Origin of the sequence: Deefgea sp. CFH1-16 (assembly GCF_016881365.1) — a bacterium.
Taxonomy (GTDB): domain Bacteria; phylum Pseudomonadota; class Gammaproteobacteria; order Burkholderiales; family Chitinibacteraceae; genus Deefgea.
Map to the genome: position 1 here is coordinate 2395936 of NZ_WLYT01000001.1, position 14054 is coordinate 2409989.

11 protein-coding genes, 1 tRNA gene and 2 pseudogenes are annotated in these 14054 nt (G+C 49.0%); 8 read left to right on the top strand and 6 right to left on the bottom strand.

All coding sequences use genetic code 11. The annotated features are described in order from the left end of the window. Positions 1 to 61: 61 nt before the first annotated feature. From GKO28_RS13070 to aroQ, 4 genes and pseudogenes are all read right to left on the bottom strand, one after another. Positions 62 to 667 (bottom strand): LysE family translocator, encoded by a 606-nt coding sequence (locus GKO28_RS13070; protein ID WP_182076552.1) that lies wholly within the window; start codon positions 665 to 667, stop codon positions 62 to 64. A 622-nt stretch (positions 668 to 1289) separates the two neighbouring features. Continuing rightward, positions 1290 to 2668, bottom strand: a pseudogene (gene accC, locus GKO28_RS13075) (acetyl-CoA carboxylase biotin carboxylase subunit). A gap of 145 nt (positions 2669 to 2813) precedes the next feature. Beyond that, entirely contained in the window at positions 2814 to 3278 is a 465-nt protein-coding gene (gene accB, locus GKO28_RS13080; RefSeq protein WP_173533437.1) for an acetyl-CoA carboxylase biotin carboxyl carrier protein, read from the bottom strand. A 143-nt stretch (positions 3279 to 3421) separates the two neighbouring features. Continuing rightward, the gene (gene aroQ / locus GKO28_RS13085; RefSeq protein WP_203564318.1) at positions 3422 to 3868 is read right to left on the bottom strand and encodes a type II 3-dehydroquinate dehydratase; all 447 of its coding nucleotides are present in this window, start codon (positions 3866 to 3868) and stop codon (positions 3422 to 3424) included. A 216-nt stretch (positions 3869 to 4084) separates the two neighbouring features. Here aroQ and queA point away from each other — a divergent pair. From queA to GKO28_RS13105, 5 genes and pseudogenes are all read left to right on the top strand, one after another. After that, a pseudogene (queA, locus tag GKO28_RS13090) lies at positions 4085 to 5108 on the top strand (tRNA preQ1(34) S-adenosylmethionine ribosyltransferase-isomerase QueA). 133 nt (positions 5109 to 5241) lie between these two features. After that, complete coding sequence (tgt, locus tag GKO28_RS13095; RefSeq protein WP_182076554.1) at positions 5242 to 6354, top strand: tRNA guanosine(34) transglycosylase Tgt; 1113 nt, start codon at positions 5242 to 5244, stop codon at positions 6352 to 6354. A gap of 224 nt (positions 6355 to 6578) precedes the next feature. Further along, positions 6579 to 6776: a hypothetical protein gene (locus GKO28_RS20155; RefSeq protein WP_247646542.1), complete on the top strand. Its 198-nt coding sequence runs from the start codon at positions 6579 to 6581 to the stop codon at positions 6774 to 6776. 28 nt (positions 6777 to 6804) lie between these two features. Further along, entirely contained in the window at positions 6805 to 7932 is a 1128-nt protein-coding gene (locus GKO28_RS13100; RefSeq protein WP_247646543.1) for an HD-GYP domain-containing protein, read from the top strand. Between the two features lie 229 nt (positions 7933 to 8161). After that, the gene (locus GKO28_RS13105) at positions 8162 to 8611 is read left to right on the top strand and encodes a bacteriohemerythrin (RefSeq protein ID WP_182076555.1); all 450 of its coding nucleotides are present in this window, start codon (positions 8162 to 8164) and stop codon (positions 8609 to 8611) included. Between the two features lie 92 nt (positions 8612 to 8703). Here GKO28_RS13105 and GKO28_RS13110 read toward each other — a convergent pair whose 3' ends face one another. Beyond that, a complete protein-coding gene (locus tag GKO28_RS13110; protein WP_182076556.1) occupies positions 8704 to 8922 on the bottom strand; it encodes a hypothetical protein in 219 nt (72 codons plus the stop codon). Positions 8923 to 9059: 137 nt separating this feature from the next. Next, complete coding sequence (locus tag GKO28_RS13115) at positions 9060 to 9953, bottom strand: NAD-dependent epimerase/dehydratase family protein (protein WP_182076557.1); 894 nt, start codon at positions 9951 to 9953, stop codon at positions 9060 to 9062. Positions 9954 to 10035: 82 nt separating this feature from the next. On the opposite strand from GKO28_RS13115, the gene GKO28_RS22930 reads away from it, so the two are divergent. The 3 genes from GKO28_RS22930 (at position 10036) to GKO28_RS13130 (ending at position 13919) form a co-directional block, all read left to right on the top strand. Continuing rightward, positions 10036 to 11061 (top strand): CDP-6-deoxy-delta-3,4-glucoseen reductase, encoded by a 1026-nt coding sequence (locus GKO28_RS22930; protein ID WP_374220730.1) that lies wholly within the window; start codon positions 10036 to 10038, stop codon positions 11059 to 11061. 86 nt (positions 11062 to 11147) lie between these two features. Then, positions 11148 to 11223, top strand: a tRNA-Thr gene (locus GKO28_RS13125). Positions 11224 to 11744: 521 nt separating this feature from the next. Further along, on the top strand, positions 11745 to 13919 hold the full coding sequence (locus GKO28_RS13130) for a histidine-type phosphatase (protein WP_203564143.1): 2175 nt from the start codon (positions 11745 to 11747) through the stop codon (positions 13917 to 13919). Positions 13920 to 14054 lie beyond the last annotated feature (135 nt).

The window sequence follows — 14054 nt, forward strand, 5'->3', positions numbered from 1 at the left end:
CTTTTTGTGCTTGTTTACTTTGCGTCGCAAAAATGTTTAGTTTCAGGAACTAAGGACATGATTAAACCAGTACGATGAGTTCGCCATACAGCAAATAAAATGCCGTTAGCGCCATCAATGAAGCCATAGTGCCGTTAAACAATTTGAGGTTTTTTGGCACCAGCAAATGGTGGCGTAATGCGTCGCCCAGCCAGGCCCATATGGCAATACACGGTAAATTGATTAGCGCACAAATCAGCGCCAAACTCAGTACTGCACTTAGATTTTGTTGTCCGTGCGGCAAAAATAAAATCACCGTATTGATGACCATCACCCACGCTTTGGGATTAATCCACTGAAACGCCGCTGCGGCCCAAAACGACATCGGCCGCGCAACTTGTTTGCCTTCGGGTGAGGCCGAGCGCCAAATCTGCCATGACAACCACAGTAAATAAGCGCAACCGATGACGCCCAGAATCGCTCGAACGCTACTGAGCATGGCCATCACCCACGCTAAAAACATCCCAACTAAAAATATCTGCACCGCATGGCCAATACTAATTCCCAGCAGATGCGGTAGGGTGCGGCGAAAACCAAAATTGCCACCCGAAGCGGCGAGCATTAAATTATTCGGCCCCGGCGTGACCGACATGATAGCGACATAAGTTAGTAATGCAATGTTCAGCACAAGCACCTCAGCAAGATAATGAGCTGAAATAGTAGGGGGAATTACAGCGGCATGACAGAGGCATTGCCGCGCTAAATTGAGGGTTACAGTTTGATTGATCGTGAGGTGCAGATGTACTGGGGCTGGTTTTTCAGGCCCAAGTCGATGAGGGTGGCAAAGCATGTATGCTTAACTTGAATATCCGCATATTTGATGAGGTATTCATCCGCAGCCAATGTCGATGGCGGACTAGGGCTTTATATCTGTGTTTTGTTTGGCAATGTTCAGATTTTGTGTTGATGCTGTGCCGCGCTCGTCGAGATGGGGCTTAAACACCCGTCCAAGCGCACCGAGTAAGGAGGGAGACAAACGGTTTTATCGTTTGGCTCACGACAATCGAGGGAACAGCGGAGCTGGGCGAGATCAAAATCGCCTTTCTTTTCCCCTATTTTCTTTGGCGAATCAAAGAAAACGAAGTTTCTGCGTAGCTAAAATGGGGTGCCGCCACTGACTGCGACTGTAAAATAATGTGCCGCAGGCACTTAAAACCAGCAACACGTAATCTGAACAGCACCGTTGATTTGCCAAGGGCAAAATAAAAAACGGAGCCCTTAGGCTCCGTTTTCTTGGGTTACTGCGAGGTTTACTGCGATGCGGCCGTTTTTGCTGCAATCAATTTGCGAATTTCTGGCATTTGATGCTCAAGGTAATGAATGCTGGTTTCACCTTTGATAAATTCAGCGTCCACCAAGAGCTGCTGATGCAGTGGGATATTGGTTGAAATCCCTTGCACCACCATTTCGGACAAAGCAATGCGCATCTTCGCAATCGCTTGCTCACGGGTGTCGCCGTAAGTGATGATTTTACCAATCATACTGTCATAGTTTGGCGGCACAAAATAGCCTTGATACACGTGCGAATCCACCCGAACGCCCGGGCCACCCGGCGTGTGATACGTGGTAATCCGGCCTGGACTTGGGAAGAAGTTCAGCGGATCTTCGGCATTGATCCGGCATTCAATGGCATGACCGTGGATTTTAACGTCCGCTTGGGTGTAGCTCAGTGGTAAGTTGGCAGCGACACGAATTTGCTCTTGCACAATGTCGATGCCGGTAATCAGCTCAGTCACTGGATGCTCAACACACGCGCGTATTCATCTCAATAAAGAAGAACTCGCCGTTTTCATACAAGAATTCAAACGTACCTGCACCGCGATAGCCCATGCGGCGGCAAGCTTCGGCGCAAGATTCACCGATGCGCTCGCGCTGTTCTTGAGTGATCCCCGGTGCTGGCGCTTCTTCGAGTACTTTTTGGTGGCGACGTTGCATAGAGCAATCGCGCTCGCCCAAATAAATCGCATTGCCGTGCTGGTCGGCCAAAATTTGGATTTCGATATGGCGTGGATTTTGCAAATAGCGTTCCATATACACCACTGGATTGCCAAATGCCGCGCCAGCTTCGGCTTGCGTCATTGCGACTGCGGCCAGCAAGTCTTCTTCGCGCTCAACCACACGCATACCGCGACCACCACCACCACCAGCGGCTTTGATGATGACTGGATAGCCGACTTTACGGCCAATCTTAATCATTTCATCGCCATCATCAGGCAAAGCGCCGTCAGAACCCGGAACACATGGGCACGCCAGCTTCTTTCATCGCGTCTTTGGCCGACACTTTGTCGCCCATTAAACGAATGGTTTCTGGGCGCGGGCCGATAAATACAAAGCCCGATTCTTCGACTCTTTGTGCAAAATCAGCGTTTTCAGAAAGAAAACCGTAGCCCGGGTGAATCGCTTCGGCTTCAGTCACTTCGGCCGCAGAAATCAACGCCGCCATATTCAGGTAGCTTTGCGCCGATGGATTAGGGCCGATACAAACTGATTCATCCGCCAGCTTGACGTATTTGGCTTCGCGGTCGATTTCTGAGTGAACCACAACGGTTTTGATGCCCATTTCACGGCAGGCACGCAAGATACGTAGTGCAATCTCGCCGCGATTGGCAATGAGGATTTTTTTAAACATAGGTACTCCGTGATCAGTGAGTGCTGCGGATTGGAGAGTGGTGAGTGGGGCGTGGTGAGTGGTGGGTGGGTTTTACTCCCCACTCCCTATTCTCTACTCGTCTTATCCCCAGCTTCTTACTTCCCTAACCCAGCACCTCACAGAATTAGCCAATAATAAACATTGGTTCGCCATATTCAACGGGCTGACCGTTTTCTACCAAGATGGCTTTAATCACGCCGCTGTGTTCAGCTTCGATTTCATTCAATAATTTCATTGCTTCGATAATACAAATCGTTTGACCCGCAGTCACGCTTTGGCCAACTTCAACAAATGGTTTGGCATCTGGGCTCGATGAGCGATAGAAAGAGCCAACCATTGGCGATTTTTGAGTGTTGCCCGAAACCACAGGTGCCGCAGCTTCGCTGGCTTCAACCGTCACAGCAGGTGCTGGAGCAGGAGCGGCAGCTTGTTGCTGGGCTGGAACATGATATTGCATCGGTTGCATATATTGTGCGTTGGCAACGGTGCGGGTGATGCGTACTTTTTCTTCGCCTTCCGTCACTTCTAATTCGGCAATGCCTGATTCTTCAACTAAGTCGATGAGTTTTTTAAGTTTACGTAGATCCATGTTGCAATCCCCTCTGAAAGGTCAAATGGGTGTCCTGTCGTGCAGGCCACCTTATGGTTTAAACAAATGTGTGTCAGTAAAAGTCGGTCTAGTTTTGCCGTACTGTGCTTGGCTGTTGGTCAGAAAACGGCTGTTTAGGCCTGTTATTTCGCCGATTTTAAGCGGTCGATGACAAACTCGAGTGCATAGGCATAGCCTTTAGCGCCGAGGCCGCAGATCACGCCAATGGCGAGATCAGAAAAATAGGAGTGATGCCGGAAGGTTTCCCGTGCATGTACATTCGACAGATGTACTTCGACAAAAGGCACTTTGACCCCAGCCAAAGCATCACGAATCGCCACACTGGTATGGGTGAACGCAGCGGGGTTGATCACGATATAATCCGTGCCGTCTTGTAATGTGGCATGGATGCGTTCGATGATTTCGTATTCGCGATTGGACTGAAAAGTCTCGACTGAAACTTTTTGGCTCGCACCCAAGTCAATCAACTGTTGATTGATGCTGGCCAATGTATTGCTGCCGTAATGTTGGGGTTCACGTAGTCCGAGTAAATTAAGGTTGGGGCCATGCAAAACCAGAATTTTACCGATATCGGCCATTCGCGAACTCCTTGTAACACAATGTAATCGACGGAGTTTGCCGCAAGTTCTGCGAACTTGTCCAGAAAAAGCGTGCTTTTTCTTTTTTACTGAGGGTGTAAACGATTGTTTTAAATTGCGCCTACGTCAATGTTGGCGCGGCTTATATCGATGTTTGCTGATACAATCTTGTAGTTTTGCTACATATGCGACGAAGGCGTTTTTTTAATGCAGATTGCCGATTTTGATTACCATTTGCCCGATCAATTGATCGCGCAGTTCCCTCCTGAGGTGCGCGGCGCGAGTCGTTTGCTGCATATTGACGGTCAAACGCGACAAGATACGCTGTTTACTGCTTTGCCGAATTTTTTGCGTGCTGGCGATCTTTTGGTGTTTAACGACACCAAGGTGATTAAAGCGCGTTTATTTTGGTGAAAAAGCCAGTGGCGGCAAAATTGAAGCGCTGGTTGAGCGGGTTTTAGATGCGCATACGGCTTTGGCGCACGTCAAAGCGTCTAAAGCGCCCAAGGCCGGAACGATTTTGCATTTTCAAGGCGGTTTCACCGCCGAAATGGTCGAGCGCCAAGGCGATTTATTTAAATTGCGCTTTGCTGGCGATGTGAGCGTGTTTGAAATTTTGGAGCAATCGGGCTTATTGCCATTGCCTCCGTATATCACCCATGTGCCTGACGATGAAGATGCCAAGCGTTATCAAACCGTTTACGCACGTGACCCCGGTGCAGTGGCGGCGCCAACAGCGGGCTTACACTTTACCGATGAGTTGCTAGCGCAAATTCGTGCCATGGGCGTGGATACCGCGTTTTTGACCTTGCATGTCGGTGCCGGCACGTTTATGCCGGTGCGCGTTGATGATATTAGCGAACACACCATGCATCACGAGCGCTACTTTATTCCGCCAGCGACGATTGTTGAGCAGATTTTGGCGACCAAGGCACGCGGTGGCCGGGTGATTGCAGTGGGTACAACCAGTTTGCGCGCGCTAGAAGCCTCGTCACAGCAAGGCTTGTTGGCTGAGCCGGTGGGCGATACCGATATTTTTATTACGCCAGGTTTTGAATTTAAAGTGGTGGATCGCTTGATTACTAACTTTCATTTACCCAAATCAACGTTATTAATGCTTGTGGCAGCCTTTATTGGATTTGATACCATGCGCGCAGCGTATGAACATGCAGTGAGCAATGAATATCGCTTCTTTAGTTATGGCGATGCGATGTTGTTGGAACGAAAGTAAAAAAATTTGAACCACAGAGGCGCAAAGACGCAGAGGGAAAGCGAATCCGCAGGATTTTTCTCTGTGCCTTGGTGCCGCTGTGGTCAATGTTTTTAATGAGCGCCGGACTGTTTTCCGGCTTGCGAGGAAACACATGAAATTTGAATTAAAAACCACCTCATCAGGGGCCCGTCGCGGTACTTTGACTTTGAATCACGGCGTGGTTGAAACGCCGGTCTTTATGCCGGTTGGCACTTACGGCACCGTAAAAGCGATGACGCCGCGCGATTTGAACGACATCAAAGCACAAATCATTCTCGGCAACACTTTTCATTTGTGGCTGCGCCCAGGTTTGGAAGTGATTAAAGAATTCGGTGGCCTGCATCAATTTATGGGCTGGGATAAGCCGATGTTGACCGATTCGGGTGGATTCCAAGTGTTTAGCTTGGGCGCAATGCGCAAAATCACCGAAGAAGGCGTGAAGTTCCAAAATCCAATCAACGGCGATAAATTATTCCTCACGCCAGAAGAATCAATGCGCATTCAAAAAGTGCTCAATTCGGATGTGGTGATGATTTTTGACGAATGCACACCGTATCCAGCCGACCATAAAACCGCCGCTGATTCAATGCGGATGTCGCTGCGTTGGGCTAAGCGCTCGAAAGATGAATTTAACCGCCAAGAAAATCCCAATGCCCTGTTCGGTATTGTGCAAGGCGGTATGCATGAAGATCTACGTAATGAATCCCTCGCCGGTCTGGATGAGTTGGATTTTCACGGTATGGCCATTGGTGGCTTGTCGGTCGGTGAGCCCAAAGAAGAAATGGAGCGCATCTTGGCGCACACTGCGCCGCAATTGCCAGTCAACAAACCACGCTACCTAATGGGTGTCGGTACGCCAGAAGACTTGGTGTATGGCGTATCGCAAGGCATTGATATGTTTGACTGCGTGATGCCAACCCGCAATGCCCGCAACGGCATGATGTTTACCCGTTATGGCAACGTTAAAATCAAAAACGCCCATTACAAAAAAGATATGCGCCCGCTCGATGAAAGCTGTGATTGCTACACCTGCCGCAATTTTAGCCGCGCCTACTTGCATCATTTATTCCGCTGCCAAGAAATTTTGAGCTCGCAACTCAATACCATCCACAATTTGCACTACTACCAAGTGCTGATGGCGGAAATGCGCGCCGCCATTGAAGTCGATCAATTCCCACAATTTGTCGCCAAATTCCACGCCGAGCGAGCTCGCGGCGTAGATTAAGCCATTTATTGCTGCAGCATTGCTAAAGCCACCGCAAGGTGGCTTTTTTGCGTATGGATTAAGTCAGTCTAAATTAAGCTATGCTGGGTTTGATGTTGCGTTCCCCAATGCTCCCCGTTGCGGTTCGATTGCATTCGCGCTTTGCTTTCGAGGTGGGCGCGTCTGATTGCCAGCGGGTCAATCACCTTCAAAGATCTTGATTGTTTTGCCAAGTGAGACGAAAAATGGCTGCAAATTTAAAACTAGCTGAACTATTGGGTTCGCTCAGTTATGCCTTAGATCTGACTGAAGGGCAGCCTGAAGGGCATTGTGTGCGCTGTTGCTGGATTGGCGTGCACATTGGCCGGCAAATTGGCATGGCAGAAGACGAGATTTGGGCTTTGTATTACACCTTATTACTCAAAGACTTGGGGTTGCAGTAGCAATGCGGCGCGCATTTGCGAGCTGTATTTGGTCGACGATCAGCACTTTAAGCATGATTTCAAATTGGTCGGCAATAATTTATCGCAAGTTTTAGGCTTTGTTTTTGAGCATACCGGCAAAAATGAAAACTGGACCCAGCGCTTAACGGCGATTTTAAATATTTTGCGTAATGGCGATCAAATCGCCCAAGAACTCATTCAAACCCGCTGCGATCGTGGTGCACGCATTGCCCGTCAGCTGCGGTTTCCTGAAGCCGTGGCGCAAGGAATTCATTCCTTGGATGAACACTGGGATGGTAGTGGTCGACCAGAAGGTTTGCGTGGTCATGCGATTCCAATCCACGCGCGAATCGCCTTATTAGCCCAAGTGATTGATGTGTTTCATTTTTCGCACGGCGCGGATGCGGCCCGTTTAGAAATTCAGCAGCGTGCCGGCGTGTGGTTTGACCCTGAATTGGTGGCGGCGTTTAATGTAGTTGGCCAAGAACCGGCGTTTTGGCAGGCGTTGAACGACCCCAATATTGATCAAATTGTGCAGGCACTGGAACCGGCGCAATGGACTCAGCCCGTGGATGACGCCTATATGGATGATATTGCCTCGGCATTTGGGCAAGTGGTGGATGCCAAAAGCCCGTTCACCGCTGGGCATAGCGAGCGGGTGGGCTTTTATGCCAATTTAATCGCGCAAGAGATGGGTTTTTCGGCCGAGCGCTGCCAATGGATCACCCGAGCGGCACTCTTACACGATGTGGGTAAGTTGGGCGTGAGTAGCCGTATTTTGGAAAAGCCGGGCCGTTTAACGGAAGAAGAGTTTCGTGCGGTACAACAGCACGCCAGTTTAACTGAAACGATATTAGAAAAAATTGCGCCCTTTGCCGAGTTAGCCGTGGTGGCCGCAGCGCATCACGAGCGTCTCGACGGGCAAGGCTATCCGCGCAAAATCAGTGGCGCAGCGATTTGTATGGAAACGCGAATTATCACTGTGGCCGATATTTTTGACGCCATCAGCGCCGAGCGCCCGTATCACGCCGCCAATTCGCCAGAAAAAACCATTGAGATCATGCGCGGCATGCTGGGATCAGCCATTGATGCTGAATGCTTTGCCGCCTTGCAAAATGTATTGATTCGAGAGCGAGCGCCACTTGCGGTGCTTTAATGGTCATTGCTGGCGGTGACGCCAGCCAAAAAATCGCGTAAACAGCAAAAACTTGAACGTTAATAAGCCCTAAGGGTTAGCCAGTAGCGGTTTACCGTGAATCAATTTAAACCCTGCGCCAAGTGTTGTAGATAGGGGAGGCTGGTTCGGGCTTGGCCCACTTTTTGATGTAGATCAAATAGGGGCAGCGCGGCGCTGGGCAGTATGGCGGCTTCTGAGGGAGTCAGCGATGAGTTTATTGATTGAATGGAATGAAACGTTATCGGTCGGGATTCAAGAGATTGATGAACAGCATAAAGTGCTGGTGAATTTATTAAATGAATTACACGATGCCATTCGCCAGCATCATGGCCGTGAGGCCTCGGTGGAAATTTTGCAGCGTTTGGCCGATTACACCCGTATCCACTTCACGGTTGAAGAAAGCTTGATGCGGATTTTGGGTTATCCCGATTATGAAACGCACAAACAGCATCATGAAGAATTGATTGGGCAAATGGTGGATTTGCAAGCCAGACTTAATCAAGGTGAAGCGGTGTCTTTTGAGCTGCTGCACTTTTTACGCAATTGGCTGACGCGGCACATTATGGAAGCCGATCAACGCTATGTTGAGCATTTCTTATCGCGCGGTGTGCAAAAAACGTGGCAAAAAAAGGGCTGGTTAGAACGTTTTTGGTCTTGATCGCGAATCGTGTATCGGTGCTGATGCCAAACAAAAAAACGCACAGCGGGCTGTGCGTTTTTTATTGCTAGCCGTAGGCTGTATTTACCGCATCACTCGGCTTGATCGTCACTGTCATTCACGATCTTTTTGGCGGGTTTGGGTGGCGCGAAATACTCGGCATGGGTGTACAGCTGCATATTAAAATGCGCTTGATCATCGCGGTAATCAACGCGCGGTGCATCGGCGCTATGATGAAAAGTCCACCAGCAATAGATTAAATACACTGCGCCCGCCAAGATTAAAGCCCATGTGATCCAGATGCCGATCATGATCTATACTCCGCAGTCAACAATCAGTCAGCATAGCAAAAGATTTGACGAAAGCAAGTGGTTTGCTCCGCGATCATTCTATTGCGACTGAAACGAACGGGCTTGCAATGGACTCCTTATCGATACGCGCGCAAATATTAAAGGCCGCTCGCTAAACCGGCAGCGGTATTGGGGTAGCGCAATTGCAGCTTGAGCTCATTTTTGGCGCGGGCATTGCCAATTCGCCGCGATTCATTCAAATAAGACAATAGGGCGGGCGACAGCCGCGTTTGCGCCGCAACTCGGCTAATGCGTGGCGGACGAGCCAGCTGCATCGCATCGGCGATTTGATCAAAATAATCACCCATTTTATGCGGCTCATCATCCACGATATTGTAAGTACGTAGCGGCAAGCCGCGAAACAGCGCCAAACATAGTGCATGCGCTAAATCATCAGCATGAATATGATTGCTATAACTGTCTTCTTCGCGGTGGAGCACTGGTTCACCGCGGGTAATGCGCTCCAGCGGTAAACGATTGGCCGCATAAATACCAGGCGAGCGTAAAATGCTCAACCGAACTCCGTGCCGTCCGGCCCAATCGCGTAATTGTTTTTCGGCGTCGACTCGGCGCAATGCACGCAGCGATTGCGTTTTAAGCGGACTACTTTCATCAATCCATTGCCCAGCATAGTCGCCATAAACACCGCTGGTGCTGATGTAAACAGCGCGGCGTAAGCGCTGTGGTAAAATTTTATTTTGCTTGATATTGGCGTGGCTTAAAGTGGCAATTAAGGCGCGCGTTCGTTGATCGCCCGCGCCGTCACCCGGTGGTGCGCTGTGAATCAAATACTCAGCAATGCCGCTTAAGCGGGCTAAAGATTTTGGCTGATCTAAATCGGCAAGAATAGGGCGAACACCAAGGGTATTGAGCTGCAATGCAGACTCTTTCGAGCGTGCAGTTGCATACACCGTAAAGTGCAGCTTAAGCCAAGGCAGGGCGCGGCGAACAACATCGCCACAACCAATAATGAGTAAGCGTGGTTTTTTCATAGATTAGTAGCTCACAGCGTGGCGTAGTTAAGGGCAGGCATTGGTCAATGCTCGACACGCATTAACACAGTATGGAATGAATATGAGTCAACAACTTACCATCGAACCTTCGGGCCAGCAACTCTCCGTCTTTGAAGGAGAGACCTTGCTCGACGCCGCCATGCGAGAAGGTTTTAACATGCCGTATGGTTGTAAAAACGGATCGTGCGGTGCCTGCAAAGGCAAGGTGCTCAGCGGCCAAGTCGTCCATGCCCAGCATTCTGAAACCGCACTCAGCCTTGCTGAGCAAGAACAAGGTTATGCGCTATTTTGTTGCGCCACACCAGTCAGTGATCAAGTGAGCATCGAATGCCGTGAAGTCAGCGCCACTAAAGACATCCAAATTAAAACCTTGCCAACGCGCATCGAGCGCATCGAAAAAGTATCGCCTGACGTCGCGATTTTGACGTTAAAACTGCCATCGACCGAAAAGCTAACCTATCTGGCTGGCAGCAGTATATTGATATCCACACCAAAACCGGCAAAAAGCGCAGCTTCTCCATTGCCAATCCACCGCATCAAGAAGGCTTTTTGCAACTGCATATTCGCCATATCGACGGCGGCGAGTTTTTCTGATTACGTGTGGAACACCATGAAAGAGCGCGAGATTTTCCGCTTTACCGGCCCGCTTGGTAGCTTCTTTTTGCGTGAAGACAGCGATAAGCCGATCTTGTTTCTGGCCACTGGCACCGGTTTCGCCCCGATCAAAGGCATGATCGAGCATGCGCTGGCCAATCACACCCAGCGTGAAATGGTGCTTTATTGGGGCTGCCGTACCTTGGCCGATCTCTATATGCCCGAATTGCCATCACAGTGGCAGCAGCTCTATCCGAACTTTACCTTTATCCCTGTATTGTCTGATCCCAAGCTCGAAGATCAATGGCAAGGGCGCACCGGATTCTTGCACGAAGTGGTTTTGGCCGACTTTGCCAACCTTGCTCACTACCAAGTTTATGCCTGCGGATCACCCATGATGGTCGAAGCGGCCTATACCGGCTGCCTTTCACAGCAACTACCGAGCGATGCGTTTTTCTCCGACGCCTTTTTTACCAGCAAGGATTTAAAATAAAAACGTTGTAAAACCAGACGTTTATCGATTCTTTTGTAAGAAGTGCTTGCCACAAAACAAGTCGTTCTATATGATGCAGTCCTGTTGCCGATGTAGCTCAGTTGGTAGAGCACCTGACTTGTAATCAGGGGGTCGCGAGTTCGATTCCTGCCGTCGGCACCAAAGAACACAGGGTTCCAGCTTTTTAGCTGGAACCCTTTTTCGTTGGCGCTCGAAAAACATTTAATGGTTACACTTGGCGAAGACGAGCTGATCACTTTAAATGCTTTGCTGCTAACCAATGTGGTTGAGTGAACGATTACTCTGATCCCAGACTCATCGCTTTAACTTATCCAGCATGCTGGCATCACAAGGCCTGCTACTGACTTTAATCGCTCGTTCTTGATGCGGGCTCTACGGTATTTAAAACGCGCAGTGCGAATTACCTTCAATACGAAGCCAATCAGGCATACGCATGCGCGATCAGTTTTAACCCGGGGTTGGCGTCACCCACTGCATGGATGACGAATAATTCGGCCAATTAAAGATCACTCATTAAGAGGCCAATTTTAGTGAGCAACTGTAGCTTGCTTTTATTGAATTGTCGCTGAATGAATTCATGCTTTGATATAACCTCGTGCGTCATCTTTCCGTAATGAACGAGCAGTAAGCTTCGCGTTTCCATAAATTACAATGGTTACATCATGTTGCTTCGTGATCACATCAAATTATCGAGCCAAACACTACGGCTCCCAAGCAGTGTGTGTGCTTTAGCATTATTGCTGTCTGCCTGTGGTGGCAGCAGCGACTCTACACCGCCCTCAGCAACACTTGCGCCGACATCGACACCGGCACCGACGGCAACGCCACTACCAATTACTGGCAAAGTGCTTGGTAGCTATTTCCGCAATGCAAAAGTCTGCCTTGATAGCAACAATAATGCGCGTTGCGATGAGTCAGAAGTGAACACCCGGACTGATAAAAATGGCCAATTCTCATTGCTTGGCAACAATTCATCGATTGTGGCAGAAATAGGAACCGATGCGACTGAATTTGATCCGATCGCCAACACTGAAACCAAAGTGAGCTCGCGCATTGTCTTGCGAGCACCGAAAGAAGCTAATGCGACAGTTAGCCTACACTCCAGCTCTATCGTGGCAGAAATGGAAAACAATGGTTTGTCTTTTGCCGATGCCAAAGCGAAAGTGGCCATCGCCGTTGGCGTAACGCGGGAGCAATTACTCAGCGACTTTAATATTGAAAAAGATGCGATTGTTGCTGCCGCATTAAAAAATGCATCTGATGATGGCATCAAACGTATTCGCGAAAATCTAGTCCTAGCAGACAGCAGTGCTGACCCCAAAGCCATTTTGGCCGCAATGACGATGACTGATCGTTACTACCAAACGAAATCCCCTTATCGCCCACAGCAAGATCCAAGCAGCTATGAGAAAGCCCCTACTGGGTTTACGCCGGTTTATACTCAAATGCTGGCTCGCCATGGCTCACGTGGCTTGTCGAGTCTGAAATATGATTTGGCGATTCACAATATGTGGAGCAAAGCCAAAGCAGAGGGCGCACTCACCCCGTTGGGCGAAAAGCTCGGCGAGGACACCCTCAAAATCATGAAAGCCAATTTCTTGCTTGGTTGTGGCGTGGAAGGCATCACTAAACCGGGTTATGGCAACTTAACCCAAATCGGTATCAATGAACACAAGCAGCTTGCTGTGCGGATGCTCAATCGGATGCCTGATTTTTGGAAGCAAATTACAGACGACGCAACAGCGGCACGTAAAGTCCAAGTGGTGACATCCGGCGTTGACCGTGCGGTAGATAGTGGCAATTACTTTGCACAATCACTAAAAACCACTCAACCTAAATTAAATACAATGCTCAGCTATCCTGCCGCTCCCGGCCCATTCCCTGATACTGGCACGGCGGTTGCCCAAGCAAGCGGAACAGATCGCTTCCAATTGTATTTCCATAAACTCGTCGCCAAGACGGATCTCGTGAGTAAAGTCGATAGCCCGTTTTATGCCACCTACCAAGCCAGCCTTGCCTACCAAGCCTTCAAAAAAGACGCTGACTTAATCGCCAAACAAGAGGGCTTGTTTAAAACCGCAGAAGCAAACGCCAAAGGTCGTCAGGTGTTAGAGCGCCTATTTAGCAAAGCCTTTGTAGATAAAGTCGAAAGTGGCACCTATAGCTTTGCCAATACCGGCTCATTCACGTTCAGTAGTGCGGATGGCAAATGCACCGCACCAACGACCCTGAGCGGTGACGGTGAAACCACTATTAAATCAACAGCCGATGCAGCTGCTTTGTTATATGAGTTGTATGTCATTGCACCTGCGATGCGTACCGAAGCAGGCGTTGATTTCGCAAGCTATATGCCCGCTGAACAAGCGCGCTTCTTTGCTGAACTCAATGATGCCTCTGACTTTTACGACAAAGGTCCAGGCATGACTGAAAAAGGAGATGTCACGTATAAGATGTCGCAAATGTTGTTTGATGACTTCTTCAAAGAGGTTGATGCCATCGCCGCGAACAATCTAGCGAACGCCGCTAAACTTCGCTTTGCTCACGCTGAAATTATCGCGCCATTCGCATCACGCATGGGGCTGAAAAACGTACTTCAGCAAATTCCTAAAGCAGAAACATTTAGCTACAAAAACAATCCTTGGCGCGGTGATTATGTATCGCCAATGGCTGCCAATATGCAATGGGATGTCTATCGCAATGCTGCAGGTAAAGTGATTGTTAAAATGCTTTACAACGAAAAAGAAACCGACTTTATGGCGAAATGCGACAGTGCCAAATTAGCCGCCAACAGCTATTTCTACGACTATGTGAAACTCAAAGGATGTTACGGTAAATAAATAGAGCGTAGCCAATGCCCAATTAAAATTTTAATTGGGCATTTTTTTTATGGGAATTTCATGATCAACAAGTAAAGTCGCCGCCGAAAAAAAGTGTATTCCGAAAAAAAATGCCTGCAGCGCTAAATTATCTGG

Bases quoted from the DNA above. Each gene is read 5' to 3' on its own strand.
- tgt (WP_182076554.1), top strand. From the start codon at position 5,242: ATGAAATTTGAATTAAAAACCACCTCATCAGGGGCCCGTCGCGGTACT.
- GKO28_RS22930 (WP_374220730.1), top strand. From the start codon at position 10,036: ATGAGTCAACAACTTACCATCGAACCTTCGGGCCAGCAACTCTCCGTC.
- GKO28_RS13105 (WP_182076555.1), top strand. From the start codon at position 8,162: ATGAGTTTATTGATTGAATGGAATGAAACGTTATCGGTCGGGATTCAA.
- GKO28_RS20155 (WP_247646542.1), top strand. From the start codon at position 6,579: ATGGCTGCAAATTTAAAACTAGCTGAACTATTGGGTTCGCTCAGTTAT.
- GKO28_RS13130 (WP_203564143.1), top strand. From the start codon at position 11,745: ATGTTGCTTCGTGATCACATCAAATTATCGAGCCAAACACTACGGCTC.
- GKO28_RS13110 (WP_182076556.1), bottom strand. From the start codon at position 8,922: ATGATCGGCATCTGGATCACATGGGCTTTAATCTTGGCGGGCGCAGTG.
- GKO28_RS13115 (WP_182076557.1), bottom strand. From the start codon at position 9,953: ATGAAAAAACCACGCTTACTCATTATTGGTTGTGGCGATGTTGTTCGC.
- accB (WP_173533437.1), bottom strand. From the start codon at position 3,278: ATGGATCTACGTAAACTTAAAAAACTCATCGACTTAGTTGAAGAATCA.